The following is a 14,352-nucleotide window of genomic DNA, read 5'->3' as shown; positions in this document are numbered from 1 at the left end:
GTCGTGTCCGTACGCGTACGCCGCGGGATCAGCCCTCGCTGACGCCCAGCTTCTCCAGGATCAGGTCCTTGACCCTCGCCGCGTCCGCCTGGCCGCGGGTGGCCTTCATGACCGCGCCCACCAGGGCGCCGACCGCCGCGACCTTGCCGCCGCGGATCTTGTCCGCGATCGCCGCGTTGCCCGCGATGGCCTCGTCGACCGCCGTGCCGAGCGCGCCGTCGTCGGAGACGACCTTCAGACCGCGCTTCTCGACGACCTCGTCCGGGGTGCCCTCGCCGGCGAGGACGCCCTCGATGACCTGGCGGGCCAGCTTGTCGTTGAGGTCGCCGGAGGCGACCAGGGCCGAGACCCGGGCCACGTCCGCCGGGGTGATCGCCAGCTCCTCCAGGGAGACGCCCTGCTCGTTGGCGTTCCGGGCGAGCTCGCCCATCCACCACTTGCGGGCCGAGGCCGCGTCCGCGCCCGCCTCGATCGTGGCGACGATCGGGTCGACCGCGCCCGCGTTGAGGATGGACTGCATGTCCAGCTCGGACACGCCCCACTCCTCGCGCAGCCGGTTGCGGCGCACGCGCGGCAGCTCGGGCAGGCCTCCCCGCAGCTCCTCGACCCACTCGCGGGAGGGGGCCACCGGCACCAGGTCCGGCTCCGGGAAGTAGCGGTAGTCCTCGGCGTTGTCCTTGATGCGGCCGGAGGTGGTGGAGCCGTCGTCCTCGTGGAAGTGACGGGTCTCCTGCACGATCGTCCCGCCGGAGGACAGGACGGCCGCGTGCCGCTGGATCTCGAAGCGCGCCGCGCGCTCCACCGAGCGGAGCGAGTTGACGTTCTTCGTCTCCGAGCGGGTGCCGAACTTCTCGGTGCCGTGCGGGCGCAGCGACAGGTTCACGTCGCAGCGCATCTGGCCCTTGTCCATGCGCGCCTCGGAGACGCCCAGGGCGCGGATCAGCTCGCGCAGCTCGGCGACGTACGCCTTGGCGACCTCGGGGGCCCGCTCGCCCGCGCCCTCGATCGGCTTGGTGACGATCTCGATGAGCGGGATGCCGGCCCGGTTGTAGTCGAGCAGCGAGTGCGAGGCGCCGTGGATGCGGCCGGTCGCGCCGCCGATGTGGGTGGACTTGCCGGTGTCCTCCTCCATGTGGGCGCGCTCGATCTCCACGCGGAAGACCTCGCCGTCCTCCAGCTGGACGTCCAGGTAGCCGTTGAAGGCGATCGGCTCGTCGTACTGGGAGGTCTGGAAGTTCTTCGGCATGTCCGGATAGAAGTAGTTCTTCCGGGCGAAGCGGCACCACTCGGCGATCTCGCAGTTGAGCGCGAGGCCGATCTTGATCGCGGACTCGACGCCGATCGCGTTGACGACCGGGAGGGAGCCGGGCAGGCCGAGGCAGGTCGGACAGGTCTGCGAGTTGGCGTCCGCGCCCAGCTCGGTGGAGCAGCCGCAGAACATCTTGGTCCGCGTGCCGAGCTCGACATGGACCTCCAGGCCCATGACGGGGTCGTACTCGGCGAGCGCCGCTTCGTACGACAGCAGTTCAGTGACAGTCACGGTGAGACTTTCCCTCTCAGCCCAGCAGGACGTCTTCGTCGCCCAGGCGCTTCAGCTCCCGGTAGAGGATCGCCAGGCCGGTGACGATGGCGGCGGCGGACACCGCGGCGTCGATCAGCCGCAGGGCGTCGCCGTCGTTGCGGGCCAGCTTCGCCTGCTTGGCGACGCTGACGGCACCGAAGGCGGTGCTGGCCAGCGAGACGTACAGACCGGTCTTCGACTTCTTGAAGTTCTTGGCCTTCTTTGCCATGGCACTCACAGCGACGGAGCCTCCTCGAGCAGCGGGTGCCCCCACTTTTCCACGAAGGCGGCCTCGACGGCTGCTCCGACCCTGTAGAGCCGGTCGTCCTTCAGGGCGGGGGCGATGATCTGCAGACCGACCGGCAGGCCGTCCTCGGGCGCGAGGCCGCAGGGCAGCGACATGGCGGCGTTGCCGGCCAGGTTGGTCGGGATGGTGCACAGGTCCGCGAGGTACATGGCCATCGGGTCGTCGGCGCGCTCGCCGATCGGGAAGGCGGTGGTGGGGGTCGTCGGGGAGACGATCACGTCCACCTCCTCGAAGGCCTTCTCGAACTCGCGGGTGATGAGGGTGCGGACCTTCTGGGCCGAACCGTAGTACGCGTCGTAGTAGCCGGAGCTGAGCGCGTACGTGCCGAGGATGATGCGGCGCTTGACCTCGTCGCCGAAGCCGGCCTCGCGGGTGAGGGCGGTGACGTCCTCGGCGGACCGGGTGCCGTCGTCGCCGACCCGCAGGCCGTAGCGCATGGCGTCGAAGCGGGCCAGGTTCGAGGAGCACTCGGACGGCGCGATCAGGTAGTACGCCGAGAGGGCCAGGTCGAAGGTGGGGCAGTCCAGCTCGACGATCTCGGCGCCCAGCGACTTCAGCAGCTCGACGGACTCGTCGAAGCGCTGCACGACGCCGGCCTGGTAGCCCTCGCCGCGGAACTGCTTGACGACGCCGACGCGCATGCCGGCGACGGAGCCGTTGCGGGCGGCCTCGACGACCGGCGGGACCGGGGCGTCGATGGAGGTGGAGTCGAGCGGGTCGTGCCCGGCGATCGCCTCGTGCAGCAGGGCCGCGTCCAGGACCGTGCGGGCGCAGGGGCCGCCCTGGTCGAGGGAGGAGGAGAAGGCCACCATGCCGTAGCGGGAGACCGCGCCGTAGGTCGGCTTGACGCCGACGGTGCCGGTGACGGCGGCGGGCTGGCGGATGGAGCCGCCGGTGTCCGTGCCGATGGCGAGGGGGGCCTCGTACGCGGCGAGGGCGGCCGACGAGCCGCCGCCGGAGCCGCCGGGGATCCGGGTGAGGTCCCAGGGGTTGCCGGTCGGGCCGTAGGCGCTGTTCTCGGTGGAGGAGCCCATCGCGAACTCGTCCATGTTGGTCTTGCCGAGGATGACGACGTCGGCGGCCTTCAGGTTCTTGACCAGGGTCGCGTCGTACGGCGGGATCCAGCCCTCCAGCATCTTCGAGCCCACGGTCGTCGGGATGCCGACGGTGGTGAAGATGTCCTTGAGCGCGAGCGGCACACCGGCGAGCGGGCCGAGCTTCTCGCCCCGGGCGCGCTTCTCGTCCACGGCGCGGGCCTGGGCGAGGGCGCCGTCGCGGTCGACGTGCAGGAAGGCGTGGACCTTCTCGTCGACGGCCTCGATGCGGGCGAGGTGGGCCTCGGTGACCTCGACGGCGGTCAGCTCGCCGGCGGCGATCTTCCCGGCGATCTCGGCCGCGGTGAGCTTGATGATGATGTTGTCCGTCATGACTTCTTAGTCCTCCCCCAGGATCTGCGGCACCTTGAAACGCTGCTGCTCCTGGGCCGGGGCGCCGGAGAGCGCCTGCTCGGGGGTGAGCGACGGACGGACCTCGTCCGCGCGCATGACGTTGGTCAGCGGCAGCGGGTGGGAGGTCGGCGGTACGTCTTGGTCGGCGACCTCGGAGACGCGGGCGACCGCGCCGATGATGTCGTCGAGCTGGCCGGCGAAGTGATCGAGTTCTTCGCCCTTCAGCTCCAGACGCGCCAGCCGTGCGAGGTGGGCGACCTCCTCGCGCGTGATGCCAGGCATGCGGATCCTCACGGGGTGAGCTTGATGTGTGGGTCCATCCTATGGGGCCGGTGCCATAGCCCGTGAAACGGTTTCGCCGGACCGGGTCAGGCCCGGGGGACGACCTGGCCCGAGGGGTGGTCCAGGTCGGTCGGGGGCGCGAGGTCGGCGGGGCGGCGCCAGCCGTGCTCGCCGCGGGCCAGGAGCCAGGCGGTCGCCTCGTCGGACGGCATGGCGGCGGCGACCAGCCAGCCCTGGACGGCGTCGCAGCCCAGGTCGCGCAGCCGCTCCCAGGTCTCGTCGTCCTCGACGCCCTCGGCGACGACGAGGAGGCCGAGGGAGTGGGCGAGGTCGACGGTACAGCGGACGATCTCGGCGTCCTCGGTGTCGACGGCGAGCCGGGCGACGAAGGAGCGGTCGATCTTCAGTTCACTGACCGGCAGCCGGCGCAGGTGGACGAGGGAGGAGTAGCCGGTGCCGAAGTCGTCGAGGGACATCTTGACGCCGTGGCCGGTGAGTCCGTTGAGCGTGTCGGCGGCCCGCTGGGGGTCCTCCAGGAGCACGTGCTCCGTTATCTCCAGCTGGAGGGAGCCGGCCGGGACGCCGTGGCGGGCGAGCCGGGCGGCGACGGCGCCCGCGAAGCCGGGGGTGTGGACGTCGCGCGGCGAGACGTTGACGGCGACCGGGACGTCGAGGCCCTGGGCGCGCCAGCGGGCGACCTGGGCGAGGGCGGTCTCCAGGACGTACTCGGTGAGGTGGGGCATCAGGCCGGAGGACTCGGCGATGGCGATGAACTCGTCCGGGGGAACCTTTCCGCGCTCGGGGTGGACCCAGCGGACGAGCGCCTCCAGACCGGCGACCTGGCCGTCGAAGCGGACCTTGGGCTGGTAGTGGAGCTGGACCTCGTGGGCGTCGAGGGCGCGGCGCAGGTCGCCGAGGAGGCCGAGCCGGTCGGGGGTGTTGGAGTCGCGCTTGGACTCGTAGACCTCGACGCCGGTGCGGTCGCGCTTGGCCTGGTACATGGCGACGTCGGCGCGGCGCAGCAGCCCCTCGGCGTCGAGGGCGTGGTCGGGGAAGACGGCGACGCCGGCGCTGGCCTCCAGGACGAGGGTGAGGCCGTCGAGGTCGAGCGGGGAGGAGAGCTCGGCGACGAGGTGGCGGGCGACGCGCTGGGCGCTGGTGGTGGAGTCGGCGGTGGGCAGCAGGACGGCGAACTCGTCGCCGCCGAGCCGGGCGGCCTCGGCGCCGCGGGGCAGGGCGAGGCGGAGCCGGTCGGCGATCTGGAGGAGCAGCCGGTCGCCGGCGAGGTGGCCGAGGGTGTCGTTGACCGAGCGGAAGCGGTCGAGGTCGATGAGGACGAGGGCGGCGCGGGCCCCCTGGTCCTCGGCCTCCTCCAGGGCGGTCCAGGCCCGCTCCAGGAGCCACTGGCGGTTGGGGAGCCCGGTGAGGGGGTCGCGCAGCTGCTCCTCGGCGCGGGCGCGGGCGATCCAGAGGGTGGAGTCGAGGGCGATGAGGGGGACCGCGAAGAGCGGCAGGAGGACCGGGCGGCTCGCGACGACGGCGCAGATGAGGGGGGCGATGCCGAGGAGGGCGACGGCGACGAGGCCCTGCCGGAGGAGGGCGGTGCGGGCGACGGTGGGCAGTCCGCGGCCCTGGGGGGCGAGCGTGTACCACAGGAGGAGCCGGGTCACCACGAGGTAGGCGGCGGCGGCGAGGACGATTTCCGGGAGGTCCCCGATCGTCCAGTCGAGGGGCCGCCAGGGCTGCTCGACGGTCGGCACGTCGCCGAAGAGGGCGAGGACGAGGGCGGCGGCGCCGACGCCGAGGACGTCGGCGGCGCCGTGCAGCAGGCCCTGTCGCCAGCGGTGGTGGCGGGCGGCGCCGACGAGGGTGACGACGGTCAGCGAGACGAGTCCGGCGGGCACCCAGCCGTACAGCAGGAGGACGGCGAGGGTGAGGGCGGCGCCGGAGCCGGTGCCGCCCCACCAGCGGTCGCGGCCGAGGGCGACCAGGTGGCCGACGATGAGGCCGGTGAGGACGGCGAGGGACCAGCCGGTGACCCCGCCGGGGAAGAGTCCGTGCCCGGTGGTGAGGGCCTGCTGGAGTCCGGCGGCGAGCAGGACGGCGGCGATGCCCACCACGGCTGCGGGCAGCCGGGAGGTGGAGCCCCCGGGGGCCACGCGGCCGTGCGGCCGGGGGACCGGGGCGGCGCTCTCGGTCGGTTCCATTTCCGTCCCTCTCACAGGCGGCGGTGCCGTCGGTGTGCCTTGGGCCGCGGTGGGGCGGCCGTCCGTCGTGCGGCCGCCGTCGTCCGGTGCGGGGCCGCCGGCGGGCGGCCGCTCCTCGTGTCACGGGGCCGTTGTCCTGACGCCACGACCGGCAGAGCCCTCGCGCGGCCGTGCAGGACGAGACGCACGGTCACCACACTAGGCCGCCGAGGGCTCCGACGGGCAGCGCTCTCCGTGTCTTGCCCGAATGAGACCCGGCCACCCCTCCCGGTCTGGTATGCGCCGAACGGGTGATGTTCTCCGGGACGGAAAGGGACTACTGGGGAGTCTCGGGTACGGGGACCGCGGCCTCCCGGGCGGCGTCGGGTCCCTGTTCGAGCAGGATCGAGAAGCCTTCCTCGTCCAGAACCGGAACTTTGAGCTGCATCGCCTTGTCGTACTTCGAACCAGGGTTTTCGCCCACCACGACGAAGGAGGTCTTCTTCGAAACGGAACCGGTCACCTTCGCTCCGAGCCGCTGGAGCGACTCTTTTGCGCCATCCCTGGTGAACTTCTCCAGGGTGCCGGTCACCACGACCGTGAGCCCCTCCAGCGGGCGCGGACCCTCGTCCTCGCCGGCGCCCTCGTCCTCCAGGGCGACCCCGGCGGCCCGCCACTTGCGCACGATCTCGCGGTGCCACTCCTCGGCGAACCACTGCTTCACCGCCGCCGCGATGATCCCGCCGACCCCGTCGACGGCCGCAAGCTCCTCCTCGCTCGCCTGCTCGATCCGCTCCAGGGAGCGGAACTCGCGGGCGAGGGCCGCGGCCGCGACCGGCCCCACGTGCCGGATCGAGAGCCCGTTGATGAAGCGGGCCAGCGGGCGCGTCTTCGCCGCCGCGATGTTCTCCAGCATGGCGAGCGCGTTCTTCTTCGGCTCGCCCTTCTGGTTGGCGAAGACGGTGGCGATCTTCTCCTCGCCGGTCTTCGGGTCCCGCTTGGGCAGCCCGCTGTCCGGGTCGAGGACGTACGCCCGGATCGGCAGGAGCTGCTCGACGGTGAGGTCGAAGAGGTCGCCCTCGTCCCGGAGCGGCGGCTCGGCCGGCTCCAGGGGCTGGGTCAGGGCGGCGGCGGCCACGGCGCCGAACTTCTCGATGTCCAGGCACTCGCGGCCGGCGAGGAACTCGACGCGCTCGCGGAGCTGGGCCGGGCAGGCCCGGGCGTTCGGACAGCGGAGGTCGATGTCGCCCTCCTTCATCGGCTTCAGCGGCGTCCCGCACTCGGGGCACTCGGTCGGCATCACGAACTCCCGTTCGGTGCCGTCCCGCAGGTCCGCGACCGGTCCGAGGATCTCCGGGATGACGTCGCCGGCCTTGCGCAGCACGACCGTGTCGCCGATCAGGACGCCCTTGGCCCTGACCACCTCCTGGTTGTGGAGGGTGGCGAACTCGACCTCGGAGCCGGCCACGGTCACCGGCTCCACCTGCGCGTACGGGGTGACGCGGCCGGTCCGGCCGACGCCGACCTTGATGTCGAGCAGCTTGGTGTTGACCTCCTCCGGCGCGTACTTCCAGGCGATGGCCCAGCGCGGGGCGCGGGCCGTGGAGCCCAGCCGGCCCTGGAGGGGGATCTCGTCGAGCTTGACGACGACGCCGTCGATCTCGTGCTCGACGGAGTGCCGGTTCTCGCCGAAGTACGCGATGAACTCCCGCACCTCGTCGAGCGTCTCGACCACCTTGTTGTGCCGGGCGGTGGGCAGGCCCCACTCGTGGAGCAGCGCGTACGCCTCCGAGAGCCGGGCGATGTCGAAGCCCTCGCGGGCCCCGATGCCGTGCACCACCATGTGGAGCGGGCGGGAGGCGGTGACCTTCGGGTCCTTCTGGCGGAGCGAACCGGCCGCCGCGTTGCGCGGGTTGGCGAAGGGCTTCTCGCCGGCCTCGACCAGGCGGGCGTTGAGCCCGAGGAAGGCCTCCATCGGGAAGTAGACCTCGCCGCGGATCTCCACGAGCGCCGGGATCCGGTCGCCGCCCAGCCGCTCCGGGACGTCCTCGATCGTGCGCACGTTGGGCGTGATGTCCTCGCCGGTGCGTCCGTCGCCGCGGGTCGCGGCCCGGGTGAGGCGTCCGTGCTCGTACGTCAGGTTCACGGCCAGGCCGTCGACCTTCAGCTCGCACAGGAAGTGGTGGTCGGGCGTGCCGACGTCCCGGGCGACGCGCTCGGCCCAGGCGGCCAGTTCCTCGTCGTCGAAGGCGTTGTCCAGGGAGAGCATGCGCTCGCGGTGCTCGACGGCGGTGAAGTCGGTCTCGTACTGCCCGGCGACCTTCTGGGTCGGCGAGTCGGGGGTCCGCAGCTCCGGGTACTCCTCCTCCAGCGCCTCCAGGGAGCGCAGCAGCCTGTCGAACTCGCCGTCGCTGATGACCGGCTGGTCCTTCACGTAGTACCGGAAGCGGTGCTCCTCGATCCGCTCGGCCAGGTCCGCGTGCTTCTCCCGTGCCTCGGCGGGCAGGGCCCCCTCGTCGACTGCCACCTTCGTCCGTCCTCCCGTGCCTCGGTCCCCGGTCACTCCGGGTTGTCCGCGAGCGACTTCGCAGCCCGGACGCAGTGGGCGAGCGCCGCGCGGGCGTGGGCGGGCGACGCGCCCGCGAGCCCGCACGTGGGGGTGATCACCACGGACTCCGCGAGGGTCCCCGGATTCAGCCCCAGCCTGCGCCACAGCGTCCTGACACCCATGACGCTACCCCCCGGGTCCGACAACGGGCCGTCGGTGGACGGCACCACACCGGCGAAGAGCTTCGTGCCGCCCTCCACGGCCTCCCCGATCGCCTCCTCGTCACGCTCGGTGAGCAGCCCGAAGTCGAACGAGATCCCGGCGACGCCGGCCCGGCGCAGCAGCGCGAAGGGGACGTCGGGGGCGCAGGAGTGGACGACCACCGGCCCGTCGTGGACCGCGGCCACCTCCCGCAGGGCGCCCTCCACGACCTGCCGGTCCACGGCCCGGTAGGTGCGGTAGCCGCTGGCGGTGCGGACCTGTCCGCGCAGCACGGCGGTGAGCGAGGGCTCGTCGAGCTGGAGGACCACCCGGGCGCCGGGCACGCGCCTGCGTACCTCGGCCAGGTGCAGGCCGAGCCCCTCGGCGAGCGATCCCGCCAGGTCCCGGCAGGCACCCGCGTCGCCGAGGGCGGCCTCGCCGCCGCGCAGCTCCAGGGCGGCGGCGAGCGTCCAGGGGCCCACCGCCTGCACCTTGAGCGCGCCCTCGTACCCCTGGGTGAACTCCTCCAGGGCGTCGAGGTCCTCGCCGAGCCAGGAGCGGGCCCGCCGGGTGTCGCGGCCGGGCCGGTCGCTGATCCGCCAGCCGCTCGGCTCCACGTGCGCGTACAGGTCGACGAGCATCCCGATCGTCCGGCCGATCATGTCGGCGCCGGGCCCGCGCGCGGGCAGCTCCGCGAGGAACGGGAAGTCCTCGAAGGAGCCGGTGACGGTCTTGGCGGCCTCGCGGGCGTCGCCGCCGGGCAGGGATCCGACGCCGGTGGCGGGGCCCCAGGGGAAGTCGTTCTTCTCGATCGTGTCGCTCACCGGGGAAGCGTACGTCCCGGGGGCCCGGCCCTCTCCGTCAGCGTCCCGGGCGGACGGTGAGGTCGTTGATCTCGGCGTCGCGCGGCAGGTCGAGCGCGGCGAGGATCACCGTCGCGACCGACTCGGGGTCGATCCACCGCGACGGGTCGTACTCCTTGCCCTCCTGCTGGTGCACCTTCGCCTGCATGGGGCCGGCGGTGCGGCCCGGGTAGACCGAGGTGACCCGGACGCCGTGGGCGTGCTCCTCGTGGCGCAGGGAGTCCGCGAGGGCCTTCAGGCCGTGCTTGGAGGCGGCGTACGCGCCCCACTCGGCGTGCGCGTTGAGCCCGGCGCCCGAGTTCACGAAGACGACGTGCCCCTGGGAGACGCGCAGTTGGGGCAGGAAGTGCCGGGTGAGCTCGGCGGGGGCGACCAGGTTCACGTTCAGCTGGTGGTGCCAGGTCTTGGGGGTGAGCTCGCCGACCGGCCCGAGGTCGACGACGCCCGCGACGTGCAGCAGCCCGTCCACCCGCTCGGGCAGGCTCTGGTGCGAGAACGCCCAGGAGAGCCGGTCCGGGTCCGCGAGGTCCCCGACGAGGGTGCGCGCGCCCGGGAACGCGGCGGCGAGCTCCTTGGCCCGCCCCGCGTCGCGCGCGTGGAGCACGAGGTCGTCCCCGCGCGCGTGGAGGCGGCGCGCGACGGCCGCGCCGATGCCGGAGCCGGCTCCGGTGATCACATGAGTAGCCATGGCCCCCATGCTCGCACCCGTGGTCAGGAGGAGGGGCCGGGGACGGGGGTCGTGGCGGACCAGAAGTCGGAGCGGACGTCGGGGGTGGGGACGTCCCCTTCGTACGTGGGGCCGTTCGACGGCTTCTCGGGACCGGTCACTTCCGACTTGTCCACGCAGGGGGTCGTGACTTCGAAGAACGCCTGCCCCTTGTACCCGAAGACCAGGCTGATTCCGAAGCCTTCCGGGGATACCGCGTAGAGCCGGGGACGTTCCTTGCTCGCGTGCATCCCCGTGATCTTGTAGCCGCTCTTCTTCCAGAACCGCTCGACCACACCCAGGAAACTGCCACGCCGCTCCTCGGAGACGACGGTCATCACCACCCAGTAACGCGTGACGTCACAGCTGCCCGTCGTCGTCGTGTCGTGGACCCACACGATCTCCGGCTTGATCGCCCCGACCGTCGCGTAGAGCATCGCGTCGGCGTGCTCCGCCGCGCCCTGCATGTTCATACCCGCCACCACTCCTCCTGGGCCCTTCATGTCGTCCAGCGGCCCGCACCCCGCGAGCAGTACGCCGGCCACGACGAATGCGGAGAGCATGCGAACGGTCCGCGCCATGCGTCTCATCGATGGCCTTCCTTTACTACGTCCTCGGGGCGCCCCGCGACGATCGCCGCGATGTTGTCCGCGGAGATCTGGTCCTTCTCCGGCGTGAAGTACTGCGAATGCGCGTCGAACAAGCCGCGGTCCCAGACCATCCTCGGCCCGTCGTCGACGAGGAAGCGCCGCGCCCCGAACGCCTCGCTCGCCGGGTCCTTGCCGAAGTACAGGTCGTCGTTCCCCACGTCGAAGAGGTCGCGGGCGATCCGGACGCCCGTCACCGCCCCCAGCGGGGTCCCGCCCAGCGCCAGGCCCAGCGCCGCCTCGTCCTTCGTCGGCAGGTGCGTGACCGGGTCGTTGTCGGCGGCGCCGACGAAGACGTGGTCCCTGCCCACGCCGAGGTCCTGCGCCCTGTCCACCCCCACTCCGGGGCTGCCGAGCAGCACGACGTCGTCCACGCCCGGGATCCCGCCGGACCGCTCGGCGGCCGTGCCCACGGTGAGCGAGCCGTACGAGTGGCCGATCGCCGTCACGTGGGGGTCCTTGTTCCCGTTGGTCGCCGAGAGCCCCTCCATGAACCGGTTGTACGCGGGGGCGCCCCGCTCGGCGTCGCCCTTGGTCATGACGTCCACGTGCTGCGGGGCGTCGTACCCGAGCCAGACGATCGAGGCGCTGGACGGGTCGAAGCGCCGGGCGCCCTTGGCGGTGTCCTGGGCCCGCTTCAGCGTGTCCGTGGCGAACTCGCCGTCCAGCTTGGTCATCAGGCCCGGCACGTACGCCGAGACGTTCTTCGACGTGTCCGGGTTGCCGTACGAGACGATCGCGCGCCCGTTGCCCTCGTCTCCGATGCCGAGGAGGAACATCGGCGGGTCGCTGGGCCCGTTCAGCTTGTCCCGGATGGTGCGGAGGGCGTCGAGCTTGGTCGCGGAGTCGTCGTCGTCCTTGCGGGACAGGTCGTCGATCAGGACCGGCAGGTAGGCCCGGTTGGCCTCGTCCCGCGCGGCCGCGGGAATGCCGTCGAGGTTGCCGACCAGGTCCGGTGCGACCTCCAGGTACTCCTGGCGCTGCTCGTCGGTGAGCCCGTCCCACCACTTCTTGCGCTCGGCGGGGCTCTTGTCCTCCGGGACGCCCTCGCCGAGGTGTCCGCCGGCGGTGGAGCGGACGTCGGCGGTGTCGCGGAAGACGTCCTTCAGCGTGGCCTCGGTGACGTCGAGGCCCTTCTCCGCCTTGAGGCCGTTCAGGGTCTTCGCGTACCGGTCGTCCACGTCCCGCGCGGACCGCACCGCCCTGACGATGCGGTCGGCCACCTCCTGCGCCTTGGCCGCGTTCGGATTGAGCGGCGTGAAGCCCGAGTACGCCGGGTACAGCGACGGCCGGCCGTCGGCGCCGAGGAGGGGCGGGGCCGGGGCGAGCCCGTCGTGGCCGCGGAGCGTGCCGCCCGGTGTCTCCTTCTTCGCCCCGGTCAGGTCCTCGACCTCGGCGGCCGGATAGCCGACGGAACCGTCCTCGTGGACGGTGAGGTGCAGGGCGGCGGCGTCCGCGAGGGCCTGCTTGAGGAGGTTCTGCGGCTCGGCGAGGTCGGCGGCGAGGCCGTTGAGCGCGGTGCGGACGAGCCCGCACTCGGTGTGCAGGTACTGGAAGTTGCGGCCGAGGCGCCGGAGCCTGCCGAGGGCCGCTCCGGCCGACTCGCTCTCCTGGGTCTCGCGGAGCTTCGCGGACATGGCCCGGTCGACCCTGACCCGGTCGGAGTCGGAGCGGTTCGAGACCTTGTGCCAGGCGTCGCCCGCCTCCGTGAACTCCGAGGTCCTGAGGTCGCGAAGCTGCCGCCAGGTGAGCGTTCCGGTCACCGCCGCGCCCCCGCCTTCTCCCCGGCCGTGCCGGCGGACCCGAAGGACTTCTCGACCGCGGTCTCGGTCTCGCCCATCTCCTTGGCAACCGTGAGCAGGGACCCGCTGAGCCGGTCGCACTCGTCCCGTACCGTCCGCAGACGGTCCTCCCAGGACGTCAGTACGGCCCTGAGGGCCGCGACCGAGCCGAGGCCCGCGGCTCCCGCCTCGACGCCCTCGTGCCCGGGGCCGAGCGCGGAGCGGCTCGCCTCGGTGCTGGTGCGGAGGTCGTCGGCGGTGCCGGAGGCGCTGGTCCAGGGGCCGCCCCGGTGCTTGAGCGTCCCGGTGCCGCCACCCGGTCCGGCTTCCGGCGCCGCCGAGGCGAGACGCGTCGACGGCTCGCCGGCCGAACCTCCGCCGATCGGTCCGAACAGCTCCTGCCAGCGCTCCGAATAGGACATGATCCCCCGCTCCCCGTACGTTCCGCTTCCGCGCTCGACGACGTTAACGCGGCACGCGCGCGCGTACACAGTCGCGAAGGGGGTCCGGGGCGAGAAAACCCCGTGTCCCTTAGCAGAGCGGGAAAGGGCCGCGCAAGAGTGCCCGTGCGCAGTTCGCCGGTGCGGGGTATCCGTCGTCCCGCTCAGCCCAGCTCCGCTTCCAGATACGCGAGGGCCGCCGCGCCGTCGTCCGCGAAGAAGACGAGGTCGGCGAGGGGGAGCGGGAGGAAACCCTCCTCCTCCATGCGCCGGAACTGGTCCTTCAGGCCGTCGTAGAAGCCCTCCGTGTTGAGCAGGACCACCGGCTTGCGGTGCTTGCCGTGCTTCTTCAGCTCCAGGATCTCGGTGGCCTCGTCGAGGGTGCCGGTGCCGCCGACCATGACGACGATCGCGTCGGACTTGGCGAGGAGCAGGGCCTTGCGCTGCGCGAGGTCCTCGGTGACGACCATCTCGTCGGCGTTCGGGCGGGCCTTGTGGGCGAGGAAGTCGACGGAGACGCCGACGAGCCGGCCGCCCGCCTCCTGGACGCCGTCCGCGACGACCTTCATCAGGCCGGTGTCGGAGCCGCCCCAGACGAGGGTGTGCCCCGCCTTGCCGAGGAGCGCGGCGAAGTCACGGGCCGGGGCCGTGTACCGCTCGTCGAGCCGGGCGGCGGAGAGGAAGACGCAGATGTTCATGGCCCCCACCGTACGGCTCCCGGAAAAGTCCGGGCCGCGGCGATGAGTTCCGGCGACAGCCCCGGTCTGCCCTGCCATGGACGAGGTGAACAGGTTCGGGGGACGCGTCACGTCACGGGACGGGACGACGGTCGCGTACGAGCGGTACGGGGAGGGGGACGGGCCGCCGCTCGTCCTGGTGGGCGGGGCCCCGGGGGCGGCGGACGGGCGGGCGCTGGCCGGGCTGCTCGCCCGGCACCTCCCGGTCGTGGCGTACGACCGCCGGGAACGCGGGGGTGCCGAGCGGGAGGTCGAGGACCTGGCGGCCGTCCTGGCCGCGGTGGGGCCGGGGGCGGCGGTGCACGGCACGGGCACGGGGGGCGTCCTCGCGCTCGCCGCCGCGGCGGCCGGGCTGCCGGTGGGCCCGGTCTCGGTGTACGAGCCGCCGCACGCGGACGTGCCCCTCGGGCGGGTCTCCGCGCGCGTGCTCGTGGTCGACGGGGGCTTCAGCCCGGCGGAGACCCGGCGCGCGGCCCGCGAGCTGGCGGCGGCCCTCCCCCGCGCCCGGCACCGCACCCTGACGGGCCAGACCCACGAGGTCGCCCCGCACGTCCTGGCCCCGGTCCTGGCGGAGTTCCTCACGGAATTCCTCGTGGAATCCCTCGTGGAGGAGCGGGGCTTTCCGGGCGGGTCCTAGCCTTGGCC

General features: G+C 72.7%; 13 protein-coding genes. 1 reads left to right on the top strand and 12 read right to left on the bottom strand.

Annotation, left to right across the window (positions count from 1 at the left end):
• Positions 1–28: 28 nt before the first annotated feature.
• The 12 genes from gatB to ACIP5O_RS07505 all read right to left on the bottom strand — a co-directional run bounded on the left by gatB (position 29) and on the right by ACIP5O_RS07505 (position 13,668).
• Positions 29–1,540 carry an Asp-tRNA(Asn)/Glu-tRNA(Gln) amidotransferase subunit GatB gene (gene gatB / locus ACIP5O_RS07560; protein WP_401289748.1) on the bottom strand — a complete coding sequence of 504 codons (1,512 nt, stop codon included), beginning with the start codon at positions 1,538–1,540 and terminating at the stop codon, positions 29–31.
• A gap of 16 nt (positions 1,541–1,556) precedes the next feature.
• Positions 1,557–1,790, bottom strand: a complete 234-nt coding sequence (locus ACIP5O_RS07555) for a hypothetical protein (RefSeq protein WP_356548322.1) — start codon at positions 1,788–1,790, stop codon at positions 1,557–1,559.
• Between the two features lie 5 nt (positions 1,791–1,795).
• Positions 1,796–3,295 carry an Asp-tRNA(Asn)/Glu-tRNA(Gln) amidotransferase subunit GatA gene (gatA, locus tag ACIP5O_RS07550; RefSeq protein ID WP_401289746.1) on the bottom strand — a complete coding sequence of 500 codons (1,500 nt, stop codon included), beginning with the start codon at positions 3,293–3,295 and terminating at the stop codon, positions 1,796–1,798.
• Positions 3,296–3,301: 6 nt separating this feature from the next.
• Positions 3,302–3,598: an Asp-tRNA(Asn)/Glu-tRNA(Gln) amidotransferase subunit GatC gene (gene gatC, locus ACIP5O_RS07545; protein ID WP_015036350.1), complete on the bottom strand. Its 297-nt coding sequence runs from the start codon at positions 3,596–3,598 to the stop codon at positions 3,302–3,304.
• Positions 3,599–3,684: 86 nt separating this feature from the next.
• On the bottom strand, positions 3,685–5,805 hold the full coding sequence (locus ACIP5O_RS07540) for a putative bifunctional diguanylate cyclase/phosphodiesterase (protein WP_401289744.1): 2,121 nt from the start codon (positions 5,803–5,805) through the stop codon (positions 3,685–3,687).
• A gap of 316 nt (positions 5,806–6,121) precedes the next feature.
• Complete coding sequence (ligA, locus tag ACIP5O_RS07535; RefSeq protein WP_401289742.1) at positions 6,122–8,311, bottom strand: NAD-dependent DNA ligase LigA; 2,190 nt, start codon at positions 8,309–8,311, stop codon at positions 6,122–6,124.
• A gap of 32 nt (positions 8,312–8,343) precedes the next feature.
• The gene (locus ACIP5O_RS07530; RefSeq protein ID WP_401289740.1) at positions 8,344–9,357 is read right to left on the bottom strand and encodes a methionine synthase; all 1,014 of its coding nucleotides are present in this window, start codon (positions 9,355–9,357) and stop codon (positions 8,344–8,346) included.
• Between the two features lie 37 nt (positions 9,358–9,394).
• Positions 9,395–10,093 carry an SDR family oxidoreductase gene (locus ACIP5O_RS07525; RefSeq protein WP_401289737.1) on the bottom strand — a complete coding sequence of 233 codons (699 nt, stop codon included), beginning with the start codon at positions 10,091–10,093 and terminating at the stop codon, positions 9,395–9,397.
• A 14-nt stretch (positions 10,094–10,107) separates the two neighbouring features.
• Positions 10,108–10,692, bottom strand: coding sequence for a hypothetical protein (locus ACIP5O_RS07520; RefSeq protein ID WP_401289735.1), 585 nt, complete (start codon positions 10,690–10,692; stop codon positions 10,108–10,110).
• Positions 10,689–12,512, bottom strand: coding sequence for an alpha/beta hydrolase (locus ACIP5O_RS07515; RefSeq protein ID WP_401289732.1), 1,824 nt, complete (start codon positions 12,510–12,512; stop codon positions 10,689–10,691). The genes ACIP5O_RS07520 and ACIP5O_RS07515 overlap by 4 nt, the downstream gene beginning before the upstream one ends.
• Positions 12,509–12,952 (bottom strand): hypothetical protein, encoded by a 444-nt coding sequence (locus ACIP5O_RS07510; protein WP_401289729.1) that lies wholly within the window; start codon positions 12,950–12,952, stop codon positions 12,509–12,511. The genes ACIP5O_RS07515 and ACIP5O_RS07510 overlap by 4 nt, the downstream gene beginning before the upstream one ends.
• Positions 12,953–13,134: 182 nt before the next feature.
• Entirely contained in the window at positions 13,135–13,668 is a 534-nt protein-coding gene (locus tag ACIP5O_RS07505) for a TIGR00730 family Rossman fold protein (RefSeq protein ID WP_401289726.1), read from the bottom strand.
• Between the two features lie 76 nt (positions 13,669–13,744).
• Here ACIP5O_RS07505 and ACIP5O_RS07500 point away from each other — a divergent pair, with 76 nt between their 5' ends.
• Complete coding sequence (locus ACIP5O_RS07500) at positions 13,745–14,344, top strand: hypothetical protein (protein ID WP_401289724.1); 600 nt, start codon at positions 13,745–13,747, stop codon at positions 14,342–14,344.
• Positions 14,345–14,352: the final 8 nt, after the last annotated feature.

It is taken from the genome of Streptomyces sp. NPDC088915, assembly GCF_044749825.1.
Classification (GTDB): Bacteria; Actinomycetota; Actinomycetes; order Streptomycetales; family Streptomycetaceae; genus Streptomyces.
The sequence above is the reverse complement of the archived record's forward strand: the minus strand, read 5'-3'. Positions and strand labels throughout refer to the sequence as shown.